Here is a 22,648-nt window from a genome sequence, read left to right as displayed (position 1 = left end):
CCTTTTTCATTTTTTCATAAATCTATATTTTAATTGTTCTTTTTGGTAATCTTGTGAATTACAACACTTAACAGAATTGTAATGATCATACATGGAATTGTATTTCCAACAGGTGTATCAATCTGCATAAAACAGCGATACACAACAAATCCGACAAGCCATAATACAAGATTCAGTACATCAAATTCTACATTTCTTTTATCATTCTTTAGAATAAAGAAATCAGCAATCTGGATTGCAATCATAGGAGCAAATACAGAACCAATCAAATACAGGAAATCAGTAATATTATCCATTGGATATACAATTGCCGCAATTGTACCAACAACAGTTACAACCATTGCTACGTGTTTTCCATTCCACTTTGGCACGATAGATTCATTAGAAATACCTGCAGAATAAGCATCCAGGAATGTTGTTGTAACTGTAGAGAATACAATGATCAATAATCCCGCAATACCCAAACCTGCTTTCAACATGATCTGTGCAATATCATATTCTCCTGTAAATAAAGCCGCACCTAAACCAATCAAATACATCCAGCAGCTAACGATTCCATACACAATACTACTAACTAAACTAGCCTTCACAGGATCTTCCGCTTCACGTGTATAGTCACTGATCAAAGGCAGCCAGCTCAAAGGCATCGCAATTGCAAGTTCAACACCCGCACCAAACGTCATTGCTTCTGTACATACAACTGCACTGTTTCCATCAAAGAAGATAAATTTACTAAGCATTAAAGTTAAAACAAATAAAGCAACCATCGCAACTGTATTGATTTTTCCAAGGTTTGTAATACCAACACCAATCCATACAAGAATCAAGATACCAATAATCAAACACCAGATCCATGCACCTGTATGCATAATACCATCTGCCGCAAGTGCACCATCATAAATCATGATTGCTGTCCATCCAACAAGCTGCAGTACATTTAATGCCGCAAACAAAAGACAACCTTTCTGTCCAAAGCTCATCTTTGTAGAATCCATCGCACTTAAGCGCATTTTCCCACCAATAACACCAGCCAGGAACAATAAGATACAGCCAATGACATGTCCAGCCACAATGGCTAAAATACCATTTTTCAATCCTAAAGGTGCAAGATATGTACCTGTCAGTATTTCTGCAATAGAAACACCTGCACCAAACCAGATCAATGCATTTTCAAACAAAGAAGTTTTCTTCATTGAACATTCTCCTTTGCATATTCATTATCAATTGCGAATGAATGATCCATTGGTCCAGATCCGTTACCAAGATCAAGCATTGCATTCAATGCTCCAGAGATATAATCCTTTGCACGTTTTACGGATGTATCCAAATCATATCCCTTTGCAAGATTGGATGCGATAGCACTGGATAATGTACATCCTGTTCCATGTGTATTAGAGTTGTTAATACGTTTTCCATGAAACCATGTATATGCGTCATCTCTATACAACAGATCATTTGCATCATTGATTTGATGACCACCTTTTACCAGAATTGCACATCCAAATTTCTTAGAAATTTTTTCAGCAGCGATAATCATTTCTTCTTCATTTGCAATCTTCATATCCGCTAGAACTTCTGCTTCTGGAATATTTGGTGTAATGACTGTTGCTAAAGGCAACAATTCTTTTTTCAATGTTTCAATTGCATCATCACTAATAAGTTTTGCGCCGCTTGTTGCGACCATCACCGGATCCACAACAATATTAGCTGCCTTATATTCCTGCAGTTTTGAAGCAATCATACGAATCAGATCAGAACTAGAAACCATTCCAATCTTCACAGCATCTGGATAAATATCTGTAAAGACTGCATCCAGCTGCTCTCCAAGAAATTCTGGCGTTACTTCCATAATTCCTGTAACACCTAATGTATTCTGTGCCGTTAGTGCTGTAATTGCACTCGTCGCAAATACGTGATTTGCGCACATTGTTTTGATATCCGCCTGGATACCAGCGCCTCCGCTGGAATCACTTCCAGCGATTGTTAATGCTGTTTTCATTTTCTATCTCCTTCCTGCATTACTTTTTTAATGCGACATAAGGTGGTGCCCCCAATTTGCCGCCATATTCTGATCAAAAAACAAAAAGCTGCAGAAAAACCTAATCTGCAGCTAACATACAATAAAGATATCATCCTTACGTTGGCATTATCCAAATCAGGTTTCAGGGTCAAGGTCGAACCTACTCTCAGCCACTCAGCTCCCCATTTTTTCAACATGTTTATTATAGTTCCTTTGTAACATGTAAATCAATAATCATTCAATAATCTTTGTTGGTGATGCATTTGAGACATAAATCATACTGTCATAAAGCGTTGTGGGTGGCTGAAACATGCGATAGCTAGGAGGCAGAAAGCGATTCATGATAGAGTAGCGTTCTCCTAGCGTTCCCATATAGGTATATGCATCTGCACGCCTTTTAATTTCTGTACCTTCTTCAAGAGAAGAAAAATCAATCCAGCACATTTTAAAGCCGGCTAATTTCGCTGTTTTTGCAAGTGGATCATGAGAATAAAATGTCTGTATGGTACGTTTATGATTTCCTTCAGGTAAATTGCATCTTGTCTTATAGAAGTTTGTTCCAATCACATAATATCTATATTGATTTGATAACAGTTTCCCCATAGAGTCATAACTTCCCCATTTTGCAACATGTTCATTATGCCCACTGATGAAAATACAATCATTACCTCTTTGCTGCTCCTTTTTCAAATTGGTAACATATCACTGGTTGAATCTAAATATGTTTTCAAGTCTTTATAACGCTTGGTTTGTTCGACAAGCATACTTAGTTCTTCATAAAAGAATTGTTTATATTTCCCCATAGTATTATCGATTATAATAGGTACTTTATTCACTATAAAATAGGATAGTTCATCATTGTCAGTTTGATATTTATATTTCAAAATGAAGTAGTTCAAAAGATTTTCGTATTGGCTATCACCTTTGTATACTTTTTTGGATTGTATAAAGGATTTAAGTTGATTGATTTTATTTGTCTTTTGATAAGAAATGCATAAATCGATACCTACAATATTCGCATAAGGTGAATCCATAGCTATATATTGTTCAAGATAATTTATGGCTATATCGTACATATCAATTCTAAAGGCTTGTAGACCGATATTCTTTAGAAGTTGAGATATTTTAATTTTAGGTATGTTTGAATTGTGTGCTTCTACTGTATGATTTATTTGAGAAACTAATTTTTCAAATTTTTCTTTTTCTGTATTTGAAAAGGCAAATCCTTTTAGAGAATAAATGTCGAGAAGACGAATGTAATTGTTTTTACTGGAATATTCCTCTTCTAAATCTTGACAATAATCAAGCATTTCAGACAATTTGGATTGATTATATAAAATCATCATATGGTTTCCACGATTAATCATGCTGTTTGAATTTTTAAAATCAAAATAGGAAAAATCATAAATTCCACTAATTGTTCGTTTTTTAAAAACTAGATCCATCATGACCTCATAGAGGTTAGAATTGATAATGTTTTTTAGGGAGATAATATATTCAGTACTTTGAAGAGTCGGAAGTTCAAATGAGGAATAATAGGTGTAGATCCATTTGAAACACTCGTAGTATTCATGAAAGAAAATGTATTCTTTGAATGGATTTAATTGTTTTATATAGGATTCAGAGATGGATATAAGCTTTTCTAAATTATAATAATCGCAAGCATTTAATAAATCGAAAAAAATGGAAGTTGGTAGGAATTCTTCAATACAATAATCTGTATTGAATTTTAGATTCACCTTTTTTAGTAATTCTTCATAAATAGAGTCGTTTTTAATAATAATACCCTGTTCTATTTTACTAAGTGTTTGTCGAGTGCATATTGGCTCATTATACTCATTTAACAAAAAAGAATTCTGCGATAGATGTTTAAATTGTTGAGTTCGATATAGATGGATTAGGTATCCAATTTTCTTCTTATCGGAATCGTTGATTTTTAAATAATGCATAGTATTCCTCGCTTCATAATTCACTTAATTTTAACACTTTTCATATATGTATAGAAGAATCAATTGTTGAAGCAAATTGTTAAAAAAGAAAGATAACGGGATGTGGTAGGTATATACTATTAAATAAGTAGAGGATGGATGAGAATGTGTCGATATATATTGAGAAATAAAAAATATTTTATAGGTACACTGTGTACTAGTTTATTTGCGGGTGTCGTACCTTTGTTTTTGGCGTATGTAATCCAATTAATATCGGATGTTGCATTTAATAATCATTTTGAAAAAGCAGGTACATGTCTTTTTGCAAGTGTTTTATTTCTTGTATATACATTGATGACGACTTCTATTAATTCAATAATGAAGTCAACTTATAGGAAAAAATTAAAAACAGATTTGGGTGAAGAGCTCTATTCTAGTTTGATGAATCAATCGTATTCTACGTTTAAAAAAGAGAAGATAGGAAATCAGTTATCTCTATTTACCAATGATATAAAAATGGTAGATGAATATTACTTTTATCCAATATTAAGTATGATTGTCGATATCATTGTGTCTGTTATTATTTTAATATACATTCTTCGTATTCATGTATTTGTAGGACTCATGATGGTTGTGATTGCAGTAGCAACACTTTTGGTGCCGAAGATGATGGAAAAAAGATTGAAAAAGTATTCGAACCAATTGTCTTCTTATTCAGGTATATATAATTCAAAATTAAAGGAGATATTTCAAAATTTCGATATCATATTGGATTTGGGCGTTCTAAAACAGTTCGTGGATAAAGGAAAAGAATGGATTGAAAACATGGAATATAAACAAAGAAATGTAAATATGGCAATATCTTTGACGGGAAACTGGGCTAATTGTATTGCGGCCACTTTTCAATTGATTTTCATGTTGGTGATTGGATTGATGATATTATATGGACATTTAGATATGATATATATGATGCCAATTGTAAATGTTTCTAATAATTTTATTTCGAATTTAAATGATATTTCAAGCAATCTTGCTGGATTTAAGTCGGTGTCGGACGTGAATTCGAAATTACTGAATATTATCGATTCTCATGGACAGGCAAATAAGTTTGTGTCGAACTATGATGGAAATATCTATTTGGAACATGTATCTTTTGGCTATACTGAAAGTAAGATGATTATTGATGATTTATCTTTCAAATTTGAAAAGGGGAAAAAGTATGCGATTGTTGGTCCGAGTGGTTCTGGAAAATCTACAATTTTAAAAATGATTTTAGGATATTATCCAGTTCAAAAAGGAAATGTGAGTGTTTTGGATTCTAAGAATGTTTCTATGATTCATCAGGAAAGTCATATATTTGATGACACAATCCGAAATAACTTGAATATGGAGCTTGTACAAACAGATGAAACACTGTTAAAATGTATGGAATTTGTAGATTTACCAGAATTTAAATTAGACCAGAATATTTGTGAGGATGGAAGTAATCTTTCTGGTGGGCAAGTTCAACGAATAGGGATTGCGCGTACGATCGCACATTTAAAAGAGGTACTTTTGTGTGATGAAATAACAGCAAGTCTAGATGCACAGACGGCCATCGAAATTGAAAATCGAATATTGGATTTAAAAGAAGAAACTGTATTATATGTAACACATAAATATTTTGACGAAACACTAAAGAAGTTTGATTGTATTCTTGTATTTAAACAAGGACGGATTGTTGAACAGGGATCATTTGAAGAACTTATGAAAAATAAAGGGGACTTCTTTAGCTTAAAAAACAAGGGACGTATTTAGAACCTCTTTCAACATTCAGTGATGAGGTTCAATTCGTGATATAATTAGGAACAAATAATGAATTACTTTTTGGATTAGTAGGTGGGCAGTGCATGAATGATTACAGAGGATTATTGATTAAGAAACAACGAAAAGAGTTAGACATATCATTAGAAGCTTTATCACATGGGGTTTGTTCTCCTTCATATCTTTCTAAAATTGAAAATAATATCTTGGTCGCAAATGATGATATATACAATTTGTTGTTTAAAAAATTAGGGATTTCTACGATGGATACAATTAAAGAAGAAAAAATTAAACAGATGTTGGATCTTTTCTTTAAATACTTTATGTCATCGGATTCAAAAATATTTAAGGTAATGGATGAATTGTTGGAATATAAAGATGAGGTTGTGTCATCCTGTTTATTTGTTCAATATCAATTGTTTTTACTGTATGCTTCCGAAATGAATTCTCAAATCAATATATCACTTGCTGAAGTGGAAGCGTATTATTCATACATGGATGATTCGCAAAGAGAATATTTAAATTTGTTTAGATTATCTTCTGGAAATATGGAACTATCTGATAATGAGGAATGGATATTTATACGAAAGTTGAAGGCCAAAGCCAATCTATATGCGTATCAAAAAAAGACTTTTGCGGCATATGATCTGTACAAAACATGTTTAAATTATGCGGTGGAATTAGGTAATAAAAAATTGATTGCGGAAATCCTTTGCTCATTAGGATGGCTTTGTCTTGATATAGATTTAAATCAAGCTGAAAAATATTATACAAGTGCGGCTCAGTATGACTCACAATATAAAATGTTGGCTTTTTTTAATCTAGGAGCAACTATGATACAGCATAAGGACTGTATGGAAAAGGGAAATCAATATTTAAAGAAAGGATTAAAATCATGTACGGATGCCTTTTTTGCAGTCAAATATAAAGAGGCTTTATTTGTATATACAATTCTAAAAGAAAATATACTCGACGCAAAAAGATTAATCAAAGAATTAGATGATTCTAGCTATATTGATGTTTTCTCTATGATGCTAAATGAGGATTATCAATTGAATTTAGACTATCAGAATCGATTAAAAGAATTAAAGAATGATTCTTCTTTGTTTAAATTTTTATTCATAAAAAATTGTGAATACTTGCATAAATATAAAGAGATTTGTGTCGCAAATAATTTTATTTAATATTAGTTTTGTGCAAGATCACACGATAAATTGAACTTAATATAGACAAGAAACTCCTTTATTTCTCAATGACAGTTTCTTGTCTTTTCTTTTGTCTTGAAAAATAATAACCATAAGGAAAAGGGGTTATTTATGTTTAAACTTGTTCAGAATCATAAAGTATTATATTTTATTTCGCTTATTCTCATTGTTTCATATTCAGTAGTGGATCTATTGAAATCAATCTTAATGAGCTATATATTTGATGATCATCTTCTAAATTCAATTTCAAGCCTTATAGTGATCGTATTGGTATTTTTAGGTGTCTATTTAATTGTTTCCTCTTTGCAACAATATGTAGTTGAGGTGTTGAAGAATAAAATACGTTATAGTTTTAATCAAAATTTGTATCAATCGTATGCTTCCAGAAATATAGAATCGTTTCAAAAAAAGGATAGCAGTGAGATATTGAATGAATTTAATAATGAAGTGAATGTGGTAATTGATAATTATGTTTCTTCAAAATTAAATGTGTTCTCATTAACCATTTCATTGATATTGGGAAGTCTATATATCGCAAATCTAAGTGTAGAAATATTAATGTTTCTGCTCTTTTGTGCTTTTATAACGATTTTTATAAATAGTATTTTTAAAAACAGTTTAAAGAAGAATCAAATGAATTATTTGGATTCAATGAAGCAATGGCTTTGTTCTATTAAAAATCTGTGTCGTTGTTTTAATGATATAAAGATTTTAAATTTGGAAAAAGTATTTTGTGACGGTCTGGACATTGAAAATAAGAATTTAGAACAAAGTACTCTAAAAAATAATGGATTTATAAAAATACTTACTTCTATAAATTCTTTTATTTCTCAAGCCATGTTTTTTTTGACATTGCTCTTTGGCATTGTATTAATACATTATAATCGATTAACAGTTGGACAATTATTAGGAATTGCACAAGCTAGTAATATGGTGATCATGCCAATCGTTAATTATGCAAATCTTCGAAATATGATTCAATCTTCTAAGCCGGTTCTACAAAAACTGTTGGATAATTCAATATGTTATGAAGAAAATGAACCCATTGTTTTTGATGAACAAATTCATCACATTAAGATTAAGCATTTAAGTTATTCTTATGGTGTTCGTCAAATATTGGATTTAAATAATTTGGTAATAGATCAGGGAAAAAAGTATTTAGTCATTGGAAAAAGTGGAGATGGTAAGAGTACGTTTTTAGACATTTTAACAAAGCAGAAGAAAGCAGATGGCATTTATGTGAACGATAAGGATTTGAAGGATGTTCAATTTAGCACATATGCCGATAAGTTTTCTTATGTGAATCAAAACAATGACTTATTACCGTTTTCCTTTGAACAAAATATTACTTTAGGAAGGAAAATGAGTAAATATTCCTTGAAAGATTTAGTAACTATATTTAATTTAGAATCAATATTTGATAAGGAAAGAGACAATCTTGATTTTGAACATTTGAATTTAAGCGGTGGAGAGAAGCAACGTATTTGTTTGGCAAGAGCAATGTACAGAAATAAAAAATGGCTTTTCTTGGATGAGGCTTTTTCTGCAATCGATAAAACAAATTCAGATCGAATACATCAATTCATTTTATCCAATCCAGATCTTACAGTACTATCTATTGAACATAAAGTAACAGTTTCTTTATACGATAAAGTCTTACTGTTTGAAAACAAAAAGATTGTATCTATGGATGTAGAAGAATATATAAATAGTAGCTTTTAAGAAGAATAAGTATCATGTATTTTAAAACGTATTTAAATCTATTTCCAGGTATCTACCTGCTACCTGAATATTTCGTGTTGACTCTGCCACTATGGAATATTCAATAATTCAGAAACATAAAAATCATTACCAAAATTATAAAAAAATTAAAGTTTTGGTAATGATTGATGCACATGACTTTTATCTGTTTTTATATATGTAATAAAGCTCCTTATATCTTCTTTGAATTAAGTACACTTCCTCTAGATCAGCTAGATAAAATTTTTGAAATCCATATGAAAATATACTTTGGCTATTTTGAAAAATAAACTCAATATCTTCTTGGTATTTTTTATTACATAAATAATTAGGCTCTTTTAACTTAATAGTCAATGAATCTGATATCTTCTTTAAAAGATTTGATATTTTACTATCTTGCTTTGAGGCGAATTCATTTATCCAATTAATATAATAATTTGCTTTTTCATATTTTTTTAATTCGGTATATAGATATCCAAGTTTATGAACTACAAAAAAAGAGCTTAGCGAATAATTGTACTTATTTGCTTCTAATGCTTCTAAATAATATTTTGCTTTTTCTATGTTTTTCTTTTCAAGCATAGTTGCTCCCAAGTTATAATTGATGACAAAATTAATATCATATTTCATAAATGGAGCAAGATTTTCAAGCTTTTTAAAATACTTTACAGATTCATTAGTATTGCTTAATTCCAAAGAGCATAGTCCCAAGAGAAGTAGACAGCCATACATTAGATTGATATTACAGTTTTCACAAGCCAATTCATAACATTTTTTTGTGCCCATATAAGATTCGTTTATGTTCCCACTATGAAATAAGGTATCACAATAAAAATAGTTCAACCATCCATATCTGTCTCCATCAATAATTTTTTCAAAATCTCTGAGTCTATTATTGGTATTCTTGTATCTTATAATTTTTAATAAATTATAAAAATATAACTCGTTAAAATCCCCAAACTCAATCACTTCGCTTATCAAATCTAAGATTTTCTCATCAATATCTTGATTATTTATATGATATAAATCAAAGTTAGAAAAGAGTTTTGCAGTATAAAAAAAGAGAATATATTCCGAATGAAGATAATTAAATTGCTCCTCCTCTATTTTTGCCATTAAATTTGATCTATCCAAATTTAACATAAGTCTTTGTATAAATAACTCTGTTACAGGTTTAAGACGATTTGTATTTGACTCTAAAATATCAATATTTATATTACTCAACCTTTCTAATATTTGATTGATAATCTTAGGATTAATATTACTTTTGTTATTTTCTATTTTACTCAATGTTGAAGGGGTACATATTCCATCGCATAATTCTGAGATTGATTTTTTCTGTAGATATCGATTGATTTTTATATATTTACCGTAATTTACCATATACATTCATCTCCAAAAAAATATTTATAATATATATTCGATTTTATCATAGATCTGCTTTTCAAAAAATTGAATTTCAATATTTTACTATCAATGAAAAACTATTTTTTTTTTTGAAATGTTCAAAAGAGTCGCTTGTCATAATCAAAAAAGTCATTTTTAATACTTATAAAATTGAAAGGTATTATTGATTTTATGCTGTTAGCGCTTTTTTGCTAATTTGAAAATAATTTAAAAAGCATAAATAAGGAAACATTTCTTAAAATATTTGTTTAAAGCGTGTATAAATAAGATTGATATTGGAAAATATTTTAAAAATATTAACGGTGAAAATGATTGATAGAATGCTGAAGTAGCATATTATACGAATGATTATATATGTAAATCATGTTACTTAAACCAACATGTGGTAGTGGTTGCCATTGAAAACAATCAATCAAGCCAAAAAGAAATTATTAACCTAATAGAATTGTTTATAAAGAATTTATTGGAGGAAAATGCAAATGGAGTATAAAAGAAATATATGTTTATTCTTAATATTTGATTTTTTAACGAATTTATCACCATTAAGCTTTATTTATGCGCTTTTTCTTAAGCAACAAAACATATCTTTAACACAAATCGGATTTATCATTTCAGCTTATCAGATTTCAAAACTTATTTTTGAGATTCCGAGTGGTGTTTTTTCTGATAAATATGGTAGGAAAACATGTGCTTTTATTGGGCAGTTTTCACTAATTGCTTTTTTGATCTCTACTCTTATTACACGTTCATATAACTCCTTATTATTGATTTCTATCATACGAGGAATCTCTTTTGCGTTTTTATCCGGAACTACTGACTGTATTTTTAGTGAGTCTATTTTAAAATGTTGTCCAGATAAAATGGATTACTATATGGGCATTGATAAAATATTGTTCTATTGTAGTATTGGATTGTCTAGTATAATTGGTGGCTTTTTGGCTAGATATAGCTATGCTACTGTATTCTACTTTGATATCGCTATACAAATTATAAGCTTTATTTTTATATTTATATTTAAAGAAACACGGATGTTCAATAACAATCAGATAAAAGAACATAAAGAGTGTTTTCGATTTTTTCGTGGTTTTGATTTTTTAAATTACAAAGTTATATATTTGATTCTGTTACCTGCAATTTTAGCAATATGCTTCCTTCCTTATGAGGATTATTATTCTGTATTACTAAAGTCACATAACATCACTGAAAACGTAATTGGTTTTATGTTCAGTTGTGTAATGTTTTCACAATCGGTATTTGGAATTTGTGCTCAAAAAATCAATTCTAAATTAGGATATGACTTTAGTGTTAGAAAACTGCCTTTTATTATAGTTGCTTTATTTATAATAATGTCTATTTTTCAAGGACATATATTATTATCCTGGCTACTTTATGTTTGTTGTGCAAGTTTAATGAGCATTAATAATATTTCATACAATTCATGTCTTCAAAAAAGTATAGAAGATACAAATCGTGGTACGATTCTTTCTTTACGTAGTTTATTGATTGCTGTAACAGGCATGCTTATTTCTCCATTGGTTGGACATTTTTCTGATATATATGGATTCTCTACAACATTTTTATACTGCGGAATGATTTGTTTGAGTTTGTTATTTATAACTTCTATTTTGGCCAAAAAAATATGATTTTTCTTTAAACAACGGATATTTGATAATTTTTTGACCATTGCATATTTTATTGTGTTAGGCTGATTCATTCCCATTCTTTAATGGTGATAGTACTAGATATTAAAATGCTTGTACTCAATATGTACTCACAGTGACTCCAAAATGAGTACAAAATATACATAAAAGATTTGGAATATAAAATAATACAAGAAATAATTGTATAAATAACCATATAATGTATAAGTTGCATGGATTTAAAAGTACACAAAATTGAGTTTGAATAAAGAATATATGCTAGAAGTGCTTTATATAAAGTACATTCTAGCTTTTTTAATACCTTGAGGTACGTAAAAGGTATGAAAAGGCACTCATTTTATTATTTCTCTTGTTCAAAAATATGCCAGCTGATCCATGATAAAATAGAATTACCTTAAGAAGGAGTATAGCCTATGATGATGTATTTTGAATTTAATGAAGATGGATTGAAACAGAATGATTTGTTATATTTGTGACTTTAGAAAAGTGTTATGATAAATTTATATAAAATATACACAAAGGAGGTGCACTATGGTTTTAATGGTAAATGGATTGTTTAAATCAATAAACAAAGTAAATATTTTAAAAGATATCTCTTTCAGTATTAATGAAAATGAAATATTAGGATTGATTGGGCCTAACGGTTCAGGTAAATCTACCATAATGAAGTGTATTGCTGGTTTATATCATCCAACTTCAGGTGAAATAACAATTAATGGATATGACATAGATAAAGATCGGGTAAATGCTTTATCTAACATGGGTGTTAGTATCGAGTATCCAGCTCTTTATCCCAATCTTACAGGTAAGGATCATTTTAAAATGGTCGCAAAATGGAAAAAACTGGATAAAAACAGAATTAAAGAAATGGAAGATTTTAGTGGCCTAAATAGTGAATTGAAAAAAGAAGTTAGGCATTATTCCATGGGTATGAAACAACGTTTGATTTTATCGTTGGCAATGATGACCAAGCCCAAACTGCTTATATTGGATGAGCCGACAAATAGATTGGATCCACAGGCTATTATTGATTTAAGAAAGAAACTTCTGGATATACGTAATGATGGTACAAGTATTCTTTTATCGAGTCATCAATTAAGTGAAGTAGATAAGTTAGTAGATCGAATTATTTTTATAAAAGATGGTCAGCTTATTGCACATAAGACAATAGACGAGCTTCATCAAAAACATATTTCGTGTATCAAAACTTCAGATAATCAATATGCACAAAAGATTTTAAAAGACTATATTGTAACGAACGATAACGAATATATAAGATTAGAATGTGGTTCAGATAATGATTTTTCTAACGTAATCAACTTATTAGTTAAAAATAATATTTCTATTTATTCGATTGAAGACAAAGGAGAAGATCTGGAGAAATATTATCAAAATTTATACCAAGGATAAGCATATGAAAACGTTGATTTATAATGAAATCCGTATTTTCTTTTCAAAAAGAAATATAGGCATTTTTATCGTAGGATGCCTTTCTATGATTTTGATTTTTTGTTTCTACTTTGTGCCAAAGCACAATAATTATATTTCGAGTCAAGTTCATTATTACGAGCAAATGGTGACTTCAGATGCAACTAGATCTAAAATAATAACAGAGCAGATTAATAGGATGAAAGAAATTGGTGAAGACACAGAGAAACTAGAAAAATCCAGAGATTTTTGGCAGGCAGATTTAGAAAATTGCAGACTGGTGTCTTATAATCTTGAACATGAAAACGCACATTGTATCGCTGAAACAATGATAAAAAGAGATAAGCTCCTTCAAAAAGTGATTGATGAAGGTGGAGATCTTTCATCATATTCAATCATGCTGCGTAATGATGAAAGAGATCTAAAAAATCGAATCAAACTTCAAGATATGTATATGAAAAATCAATTCTACGATTTTGTATACGAAAAAATGCCAACAGCATATTATATGTTATCTAATTTTTTTGTTTTTGGTGGGATCCCAATTATTGTAATACTTGCATGTGTCATATTATCTAATTTTGACTGCTGGTCTAAAGATTTTGAATCAAATACTTATAAATTACTGTTCACAATGACGGGTTCAAGAACGAAAATTTATTTATCAAGAACAATTGTAACATCAATAGCTACAATGATTATGAGTTTGATGATGATCAGTATTTTATTTGTATTAGGATATTTCGCTTATGGCTTAGGAGATGAAGTATTTGTTATAGTTAAAAACACATTCGTGCCTATTAGCATATGGTGTATGAATAATTTAATGATAACAATCGTATTACTAGCTTTTCTATCAACTATGATTCAAGTGCTTTCACTTCTTACAAAAAACAGTGGTATAAGTCTATTAGTTCCTTGTCTATGTCTGCTCGTTTTATTAACAGACATTAATTTATTTAGTTCTATCTTCTCAATAAATTCTTTGATTCTTTGGATTATTATTTTATTAATCGTAATCATTCATTTTTGTATGGTTAAATATTTAGAAAGAATCGATCTAAATGGGGCAAATTAGGAGAAAAAGATATGGAATATGAGATGAAAAGTATTTTAAGGAGCAAAGCTAGCTTAGTATGCTTATTGATCTTTTTGATAGTAAATATGTTTTCAATGAACTTTTTAAACCTGGAGAATGATGTGGAAAGGAATATCATTTATAATGAGCAATTGATTGCAGAGAGTCAAAACTCAATTTCTCAAATCGATGTTATAAAAAAACAATTGGGTGAAACAATAAAACCTGAACAGGTTGAAGTGTTAAATAATTATAAAGAATATTTAAATTGGAAGAGTAAAAATGCAAATGAAGCAATTGATTGTTTAAAAAAAGAGGGCGTTAAAGGATTTGAAAATTATCCTGATATAAAGAAGTATGACTTGTGGAATCAGATGTTTGAAATGGATTGTTTCGCAAAAACGGATAAGCAGTTAAGTCAAGTGGTGTTTAAAGATGAACTTGCTAAAATAGGATATCCTGATATATCTTTTGATGCATCGTTATTAAATGACATGCAAAAGTTCTTTAACCGAGATTATGAAGATGCATATCATCATACCTATATGAATCTTCAGAATGCATTTCATGAAATAGCAACAGCAAACAATAAAAATATATTGAATATTGCGCAAGGTCCATGGATGTATTTGTGCCGCCAATTACGTCTAGGGAGTCTATTTTCATTGATGGTTATTCCAATTGGTGTTTTTTATACATTAATTGTTATTTGGCAGCAAAAGCAAAGTAAAAGTTTTGAGTTATCCTATTTGAATTCAAGAAGCTCAAACAGATTTTTACTATCAAGAATTATAGAAATAGGAATCAGTTATACCCTGATAATATTTATCTCTTTGTTTGTTCCTGCGCTGATTCTAGGATTTCGACATGGATTTGATGGGCTAAACTCATATATGTTGATTGACTGGAATAATTTTGTTGGCTTTAAAACAAATCTGACTTCTTACAATTATGGATATGCAAATTCTATGTTTTATGAGCACCTTATTTCGATGGATAATTATGTGCCTATTAATATGGAGAATACATATATTTTTATTCCTTTAATTCTATCTTTGGGGTTAGGGATGATGAAAATAATATTTACAGTAAATTTAGGATTGTTGTGCTCAATTTCTGTCAGAAAATCATGGGTTAGCTATGCATTAGGATTATTCATTGTGCTTATTCACATATATTCTCAACAAATAACATATTCAATCGAATTCTTTCCTATGTTAAATCCATTTAGTATTCTTGCCAGTCTAACTGTGATAGTAGGAAATGGAACACAGACATCACTAAATGCAGTATTAATGTTAGTAGTATGGTCTATTCTAATGTATTGTGCAACCTTGGTGATATTTAATAAAAGTGATGTAAAATAGATTATGACATAATGAATTATTATCCATTCTTGTTGCAGTATAAAAAAAACATATTTGCATTATAATCAAACAATGACACTAATAATTCATCGAATTGTGTTAAACTGACGCACTCTTGTACTCAATATGTACTCACAATGACTCCAAAACGAGTGCAAAATATGTGGTAATTGTACACTATATGTTGATCGGCCATGAGCATAATTGAAAATACAAACGTTTTTTTCTTACTTGCTAGGAAAGGAGGCTGGAACGTATAATGATATTGATGATACAGAGAAATTTACTCTGGAAATAGAATTATTCGCACCAATGGTGTGAGTATAGATTAGGAGTGAAATAATGGTGAAAGACACTATATTTTCGGGAGAATCGAAAAATATTGAATATAAAGTTACTTTACCAGATAAAAGTGAAAAGTACATGAAGACAATCGTAGCTTTTGCCAATACCCAAGGTGGTAAGCTGATTGTTGGAGTGGATGATAAAACACATCAAATTGTTGGTGTTGAAAATGATGTGTTGTTTCAATTGATGGATGGAATTGCTAATGCAGTTTCTGATTCCTGTGTGCCTCAGATTATTCCTGATATTGAGCCACAGACAGTAGATGGCAAAACAGTTGTTGTTGTATCTGTAGAAGCGGGGAAAAACAGACCGTATTATCTGAAATCAAAGGGAAAAGACAATGGTACTTATATACGTGTGGCAGGTACATCAAGACTGGCATTTCCGGAGAAGATAAAAGAGCTGGAAATGGAAGGTGCTAGAATCTCATGGGATGAACTTACCTGTGTAGGTTATCCTGTTTCAAAAGATGCTACGGAGAAGCTTTGTCAGGATATTGAAAGGTTCCGAAAAAAAGCAGGAATGCCGGATCATTCTGTAAATAAAGAACAACTTATAAATTGGAAAATCTTAAAGCAGAGTGAGGGACAACTTCTGGCAACAAATGCTTATGCATTGTTGACATCAGATTATTTTTCGTTTTCAAAAACGCAATGTGCGGTGTTCAAAGGAACAGATCGTGCGGTATTCTTGGATAAGAGAGAACTTAAAGGACCGATTTATACACAAATCGAAGAAGCTGTAGATTTTGTATTGAGAAACATTCGACTCGGAGCAACGATCGACGGATTGGTGCGAAAAGAGAGATATGAGCTACCACCGGAAGCAATCAGAGAAATGATCATTAATGCCCATTGCCATCGTAACCTGTTGGATGAATCTTGTATTCAGGTTGCAATTTATGATGACAGGTTGGAAGTGACATCTCCGGGAGGCTTATATAACGGATTGACTTATGAGGAAGTCATGAATGGTCATTCGAAAATTCGTAATAAAGGCATTGCCAATATATTTAGCCAAATGGGACTCGTTGAGGCATGGGGAAGTGGAATAAAAAGAATCCTGAACGCTGCTGAAGAGTATGGACTTCCGAAACCTAGATTTCAGGAGTTCGATAATATGTTTCGTGTAGAATTATTCCGTAATTCATTTCCGATGATGAAAGAAAGCAGAGACATCGGAGAAACATCGGAGAAGCATCGGAGAAGCATCGGAGAAGTATCGGGAATAAAAAAACAAATAGAACTTAACGATACGCAGCAAAAGATTATTAAACTGCTTTTGGAAGATAATCAATTATCAGCTATTAAACTGGCTGATAGAATAGGCATTGCCAGTCGAAATATAGAAAGTAATATTAAGAAATTAAAAGAGCTTGGTATTCTTATACGACATGGATCGCCGAAAAATGGTTATTGGGAAGTTACTTTGACATATTAATCTTAAAATAATGGATGCGGAAGAGTACTTAAATAGTAGCTTTTAAAAAAGAATACATGTGAAATAATTTAAAACATATTTAAATTTGCTTGTAGGTATCTAGCTGCTACCAAAATGATACCAATAAAAATAGTAAAGATATATAATACATGTTAATTGTATATAAATAGTGTAATTTGCGTATATATAGTAAACAATAATGTTTACGTTATAACTTTCTCTTCCGAGTGATAACTACTGTTTAATTCAAACAGGAATTCAAATTAGGCCATATGATTGTAAAAAAAATTTTTTGAAAATAGGAGATGAGATATTATGATGATTTCGGAAAAAGCAGAGGAATTATTTCAGGAAATAATTAACAATATCAATAAAAACGCTTATTGGGAAAAACGTTTTGAAACCCTTAATTCTTCTGAAGATATTGCATTAAGAACTTTATTTAAGGAATTAGTAGATGCAAACTTAATAAAAGTCTATTGGGCTGACAATATCCCCTACCATATTGAAATATTATCTAACTGGCAAACATATTTTAATAAGAAAAAGCTTTATGATGACTCATCAAAAAATATATTCACAAATAACTTCTATGGAACAGTAACTAATGCTCAAATCCAACAAAACTCTTCTAATTCTAATCAAGTTGTAACTAATAATAATTTAGAATATACCAGGAAGATAGATGATTTAATTTTAAAATTAAAAGAATATGATTCTATTTTAGAAAAAGATATTGGTCAAAAAAATGCTGATTTAATCAGAAATCAAATTAGCGAGCTACAACAAAGCAATCAAGAAGATAATATTTCAAAATCAAAAGAAATTCTGCATTTTATAAAAGAAGTATTTGTTAATGCAAGTGGTAGCCTAATAGCTGCTGGGGTTATACAAGCTATTCAATCCTTGGTGTAAACATATGGAAGGAATTGTTATACAACTTCAAAAGGATGCATTAGATGACTCTATTGATATTGAAACACTATTAAGAAAAGCTTTTTTAGTAGCTAGAAAACTAAATTTAGAAGATTTTAAGAAATGGATATTAGAAGAACAGAATGGATATAAAAGTAAGGTCCCCGATTATAGAATGATTCATGGAGAAATTTACGGTTGGAATCCATATCATGGTTGGGTGCCAGTAATTATGAATGGAGAATTTAAAGATATATTATCCACTATGCCAATAGGTACATCAATTGCATCTATATCAGATGCTTACAAAAATAGCGATGGAAATATATCACTAACACTTAACGGCATAGTTACACAATTTCTAAATAAAAGTTGTAATGGTCAAACAAAGTATTGTATGCAGACATCAAAATCTGAATTAAACAGAATTTTATGTGCTGTAAGAAACAAAATTTTAGATTGGGCAATCTTATTAGAAGAAAATGGTATTGTTGGAGTAGGTTTATCATTCAATAATGAAGAAAAAGAAATAGCATCTATAAACAAATGTATTTATAATTATACAAATAATTTTTATTCTAAAGTTGATCAAGTTCAAATAGAACAAGCTGACAAGCTAAAATAGTTTTCGCACTGGAAGGAGGATTTCACGTGAATGCAATATATACAGATTTACATATCCATACATCTGAAAATGCTGACAAGTTAAATTCGAATTATGATGTAGATACCTTAATTAAACATATAAAAACATATAGTGGAGTTGAATGCACAGATATATTGATTTCATTAACGGATCATAATGTGGTTAACAAAAATGCCTATACAAAATTAATAAATAGCAGTGATATTAATGTATTATTGGGTGTGGAATTGCATGTAAGAAATTATCCGGAATGCAAACCATACCATTGCCATATTTATTTCGATATATCTCGAGATTGCATTCTAGAAAACATTGATTCAATAAACGGCATTCTTAAGACATTATACAAAAATAAATGTATGGTTACAGGTAATGATTATATACCTAGTTTAGAAGAAATCTCTAAGTCATTTGATAAATATGATTATTTAATGTTGCCTCATGGAGGACAGTCACATTGTACTTTTGACAAATCATTTCCACGAGATAAAGATATCAGTTTTGATACAGCATTAGAAAGAAATATTTATTATAATCAATTTGATGGTTTTACCTCAAGAAGTAATGAAGGTGTCGAAGAAACAGAAAGTTATTTTAAAAAATTAGGAATTAGTAGTTTTATCAATTTAATAACATGTACTGATAATTATGATCCGAATAAGTATCCTGCTTCCAAAAATGGCAATACTGAAGATTTTTTACCTACATGGATTAACTCAAAGCCGACATTTCAAGGATTAAGATTAGCTTTATCAGAAAAAACACGTCTGTATTATCAAAAAATGCAACCAAAATTTATTGCAGATTATATCAAGCATGTTGAATTGAAAAACGAACTAATAGATATTGATATTGACTTAACACCTGGATTAAATGTAATAATAGGTGGCTCTTCTAGTGGTAAAACATTGCTAATGGACTCAATATATAATTCTATAAATAATAGTTTTACTCAAGATAATACATATCAAAAATTTCATGTAGATTTAATAAAAGTTGATAATCCAGCTGGCAATACACCCCATTATATAAATCAAAATTATATAATTAAATTAATTGATGAAAATAGTGAAGAAGGTATAGAAAATATCGATATTATCCGTAATACATTTTTGTCAAAAGACAATCTTGATAAAAAAGCAAATTCAGAATTAAAAAAACTAGAAGATACAATAAACGATTTATTTAATGCTGTTTCAAATATTGAATTAACCGAGAAAAATATAAGAAACATAAAACACTTTCCTAGATTTCTTTCAAAATCAGATTTGAAAACAAATTATTTTGATATTTGGATGCCTAGTCAAAATGTTCAAAACATTACAATTATTGATGAAGTTGATTTGCAGTCATGGGACGAACAATTTGAACAAATTTTGAGAATAGCTGAAACTAATCCGTTTATCGATTACTATAAGATTAAACAATCAATAAAAAATATTCGTGAAGAATTGATATTAGCAAAGAAAAAAGAAAAGAAATCAAATAATGTTATTGAAACTATAAGAATGTATAAAGACCAGTTCGATAAACAGGAAAGTCAAGAAAAAACCGATGCGGCTAGTAAGAAAAAAGAATTTGAGCAATTATTAGCGCTTATTTCAGATTATAAGAAAAACTATATTTTATTCGAAAAATCATTACAGAAAATCAAACAATTTTCATTTAGATATATTTCTGATCCAATCAAATCAAATGGACATATACTGTCTATTGAAAGCAATTTTATTTTGAATGAAACAATTATTTTGGATGCGATTAATTCTGTACTTTCATCCAATAACAAAATCATTCATTTATCAGAAATGAAACCAGAATCACTTTTTACCAGTAAAATAGATGGAAGAAAGAAAAAAAATATTGCATCTTCAATTTATAAAAAGATTCAAAAAGAAAACAAAAGAAAATATGTAATTACAACCAAGGATAATAAGAATTTTGACTCATTAAGTCCAGGTTGGAAAACTGCAGTATTACTAGATTTGATTTTAGGTTATTCGAAAGATAACGCGCCAGTTTTCATTGATCAACCAGAAGATAATCTTGCGACAAGTTACATTAATGGTGATTTAGTCAATGCTATAAAAAAGTGTAAAGAAAAAAAACAATTACTGATAATTTCCCATAATGCAACTATTCCTATGTTAGCAGACGCTCAGAATATTATTCTTTGCAAAAATATAAATGGCAAAATTCTAATCCGTTCTGGTGCGATGGAAGATTCTATCGATGGCAAAAAAAATATAGATAGCATTGCAGAAATTACAGATGGTGGCAAAGCATCAGTGAAAAAACGTGTAAAAAAATACAATTTAAAATCATTTAGAGAAGGTGAATCCAATGAAAATTAGAGTTTTTAAAGAAGATAAAGATATAGTTACTAAATTTGAAAATGATGATGGTACGTTAATGGATTTTGATTATATTGAATTAATAAAAAAACTGTTTATTAATGAGAAGCCTCAAATTATATTTGATAATATTGAGGAAGAAGATCAAGAAAAAATCAATGAAATGTATGAGAAAATTTGTAAACAAGCTCAATTAGATGATGATTATATACAAAGAGATGAAAAAACGATTTAATGAAGGAGATGTTGTTTACTTTGTATCCTCTTCTGTCTTTATCAAGAAAGCTACTGTAATACGTAATGCTGGTGGACTTTATACGATTTTCAGATGGTAATTGTGGTACTTCTGGAACATGAGTTCGTGAAAGTAAATTGTATTGTACAGAAGAAGAGGCAAAGAATGTTGTTGAACAACATCAAAATGCAAACAAGTGGAAATGATGATTTCACCTCCACCTTTTATTTTGAATTAGCGAATACAATACCTCCCATTCTTGATCTATAGTAGTCAAGAGTGTAGGTGTTTGTTTGCCAGTCCTTTTTTGCATCTTCAAACGTATTGGTAATGCCATCATAGTTCCCATCTTGAATTGTAATGTTGTTGCCATCTACTTTTAAAACAATACCAACATGGTTTTTACCAATACCAGAAAATACTGCTCCAGCTTTGGGAATAGTGGATCTTTCAAATTTATTTGGATGTGCTTTTAGTAGTTCATCTACACAATCCCATCCATTTCCAGTAAAGCCAGGATCATAGCCATATAACTCATAAAATCTTCCCCAAGCAAACCATGTGCATTGGCCATATAATGTATATGTAGCATGGATTTAAAAGCACACAAAATCGAGTTCGAATAAAGAATAAATGCTAGAAGTGCTTTATATAAAGCATACTCTAGTTTTTTTGATGCCTTGAGGTACGTAAAAGGTACTCATTTTATTATTTCTCTTGTTCAAATATAAGTCGGCTGATCCATGATAAAATAGAATTATCTTAAGAAGGAGTATCGCTTATGATGATGTATTTTGAATTTAATGAAGATAGATGAGTATTCCACACACTGAGAGCCACCTAATCCATTAATCAGAGCCATTTATACACCTGATTGCAAGACTAGATAAGTATACTTACTTACCTGTTAATATCTTACAACTGGAGGATAATATTTTATATCTACAATGCAGTGTGGACTTATACAACGGATTCAATGGACTTAGTCACCGTATCGACTAGACTTTTTTTTCGTATTAGATGGACTTGCCCATACGTAATATTCAGCCAGACTTGTTTCAGAAAATTGAAGTAGC

The 22,648-nt window shown here is 29.9% G+C and carries 18 protein-coding genes and 1 riboswitch; of the genes, 12 read left to right on the top strand and 6 right to left on the bottom strand.

Annotation, left to right across the window (positions count from 1 at the left end; all coding sequences use genetic code 11):
* Window positions 1-29: 29 nt before the first annotated feature.
* The 4 genes from cytX to DWY01_RS00625 all read right to left on the bottom strand — a co-directional run bounded on the left by cytX (window position 30) and on the right by DWY01_RS00625 (window position 3,969).
* Window positions 30-1,193, bottom strand: coding sequence for a putative hydroxymethylpyrimidine transporter CytX (gene cytX, locus DWY01_RS00640; RefSeq protein ID WP_117992419.1), 1,164 nt, complete (start codon window positions 1,191-1,193; stop codon window positions 30-32).
* Window positions 1,190-1,999, bottom strand: coding sequence for a bifunctional hydroxymethylpyrimidine kinase/phosphomethylpyrimidine kinase (gene thiD, locus DWY01_RS00635; RefSeq protein ID WP_117992418.1), 810 nt, complete (start codon window positions 1,997-1,999; stop codon window positions 1,190-1,192). The genes cytX and thiD overlap by 4 nt, the downstream gene beginning before the upstream one ends.
* Before the next feature lie 116 nt (window positions 2,000-2,115).
* Window positions 2,116-2,215: riboswitch (TPP riboswitch) on the bottom strand.
* A 39-nt stretch (window positions 2,216-2,254) separates the two neighbouring features.
* Window positions 2,255-2,623 carry a hypothetical protein gene (locus DWY01_RS00630; protein WP_117992417.1) on the bottom strand — a complete coding sequence of 123 codons (369 nt, stop codon included), beginning with the start codon at window positions 2,621-2,623 and terminating at the stop codon, window positions 2,255-2,257.
* Window positions 2,624-2,706: 83 nt separating this feature from the next.
* Window positions 2,707-3,969, bottom strand: coding sequence for a hypothetical protein (locus tag DWY01_RS00625; RefSeq protein WP_117992416.1), 1,263 nt, complete (start codon window positions 3,967-3,969; stop codon window positions 2,707-2,709).
* A 144-nt stretch (window positions 3,970-4,113) separates the two neighbouring features.
* Here DWY01_RS00625 and DWY01_RS00620 point away from each other — a divergent pair, with 144 nt between their 5' ends.
* The 3 genes from DWY01_RS00620 to DWY01_RS00610 all read left to right on the top strand — a co-directional run bounded on the left by DWY01_RS00620 (window position 4,114) and on the right by DWY01_RS00610 (window position 8,678).
* Window positions 4,114-5,745 carry an ABC transporter ATP-binding protein gene (locus DWY01_RS00620; protein ID WP_158553622.1) on the top strand — a complete coding sequence of 544 codons (1,632 nt, stop codon included), beginning with the start codon at window positions 4,114-4,116 and terminating at the stop codon, window positions 5,743-5,745.
* 92 nt (window positions 5,746-5,837) lie between these two features.
* A complete protein-coding gene (locus tag DWY01_RS00615) occupies window positions 5,838-6,935 on the top strand; it encodes a helix-turn-helix domain-containing protein (RefSeq protein WP_117992414.1) in 1,098 nt (365 codons plus the stop codon).
* 132 nt (window positions 6,936-7,067) lie between these two features.
* On the top strand, window positions 7,068-8,678 hold the full coding sequence (locus tag DWY01_RS00610) for an ABC transporter ATP-binding protein (protein WP_117992413.1): 1,611 nt from the start codon (window positions 7,068-7,070) through the stop codon (window positions 8,676-8,678).
* Window positions 8,679-8,858: 180 nt separating this feature from the next.
* On the opposite strand, the gene DWY01_RS00605 is transcribed toward DWY01_RS00610, so the two are convergent.
* Window positions 8,859-10,079: a helix-turn-helix transcriptional regulator gene (locus DWY01_RS00605; RefSeq protein ID WP_117992412.1), complete on the bottom strand. Its 1,221-nt coding sequence runs from the start codon at window positions 10,077-10,079 to the stop codon at window positions 8,859-8,861.
* A gap of 503 nt (window positions 10,080-10,582) precedes the next feature.
* Here DWY01_RS00605 and DWY01_RS00600 point away from each other — a divergent pair.
* The 9 genes from DWY01_RS00600 (at window position 10,583) to DWY01_RS00560 (ending at window position 21,572) form a co-directional block, all read left to right on the top strand.
* Complete coding sequence (locus tag DWY01_RS00600; protein WP_158553621.1) at window positions 10,583-11,746, top strand: MFS transporter; 1,164 nt, start codon at window positions 10,583-10,585, stop codon at window positions 11,744-11,746.
* Window positions 11,747-12,295: 549 nt separating this feature from the next.
* Window positions 12,296-13,174: an ABC transporter ATP-binding protein gene (locus DWY01_RS00595; protein ID WP_117992410.1), complete on the top strand. Its 879-nt coding sequence runs from the start codon at window positions 12,296-12,298 to the stop codon at window positions 13,172-13,174.
* A 4-nt stretch (window positions 13,175-13,178) separates the two neighbouring features.
* Window positions 13,179-14,270, top strand: a complete 1,092-nt coding sequence (locus tag DWY01_RS00590; RefSeq protein WP_147332139.1) for an ABC transporter permease — start codon at window positions 13,179-13,181, stop codon at window positions 14,268-14,270.
* A gap of 23 nt (window positions 14,271-14,293) precedes the next feature.
* A complete protein-coding gene (locus tag DWY01_RS00585) occupies window positions 14,294-15,637 on the top strand; it encodes an ABC transporter permease subunit (RefSeq protein ID WP_147332138.1) in 1,344 nt (447 codons plus the stop codon).
* Between the two features lie 342 nt (window positions 15,638-15,979).
* On the top strand, window positions 15,980-17,425 hold the full coding sequence (locus DWY01_RS00580) for a helix-turn-helix domain-containing protein (protein ID WP_117992407.1): 1,446 nt from the start codon (window positions 15,980-15,982) through the stop codon (window positions 17,423-17,425).
* Between the two features lie 315 nt (window positions 17,426-17,740).
* The gene (locus tag DWY01_RS00575) at window positions 17,741-18,340 is read left to right on the top strand and encodes a hypothetical protein (RefSeq protein ID WP_117992406.1); all 600 of its coding nucleotides are present in this window, start codon (window positions 17,741-17,743) and stop codon (window positions 18,338-18,340) included.
* A 4-nt stretch (window positions 18,341-18,344) separates the two neighbouring features.
* On the top strand, window positions 18,345-18,965 hold the full coding sequence (locus DWY01_RS00570) for a hypothetical protein (protein ID WP_117992405.1): 621 nt from the start codon (window positions 18,345-18,347) through the stop codon (window positions 18,963-18,965).
* 26 nt (window positions 18,966-18,991) lie between these two features.
* Window positions 18,992-21,337 (top strand): ATPase, encoded by a 2,346-nt coding sequence (locus DWY01_RS00565; RefSeq protein ID WP_117992404.1) that lies wholly within the window; start codon window positions 18,992-18,994, stop codon window positions 21,335-21,337.
* Window positions 21,327-21,572 (top strand): hypothetical protein, encoded by a 246-nt coding sequence (locus DWY01_RS00560; RefSeq protein WP_117992403.1) that lies wholly within the window; start codon window positions 21,327-21,329, stop codon window positions 21,570-21,572. Before DWY01_RS00565 ends, DWY01_RS00560 begins: the two co-directional genes overlap by 11 nt.
* Before the next feature lie 224 nt (window positions 21,573-21,796).
* On the opposite strand, the gene DWY01_RS11930 is transcribed toward DWY01_RS00560, so the two are convergent.
* The gene (locus DWY01_RS11930) at window positions 21,797-22,168 is read right to left on the bottom strand and encodes a CHAP domain-containing protein (RefSeq protein WP_199519813.1); all 372 of its coding nucleotides are present in this window, start codon (window positions 22,166-22,168) and stop codon (window positions 21,797-21,799) included.
* Window positions 22,169-22,648: the final 480 nt, after the last annotated feature.

It is taken from the genome of Eubacterium sp. AF22-8LB (assembly GCF_003458715.1).
In the GTDB taxonomy this organism is placed as follows: domain Bacteria; phylum Bacillota_I; class Bacilli_A; order Erysipelotrichales; family Erysipelotrichaceae; genus Holdemanella.
Note: the sequence above shows the minus strand (reverse complement) of the source record. Positions and strands in the feature narration are given on the sequence as shown.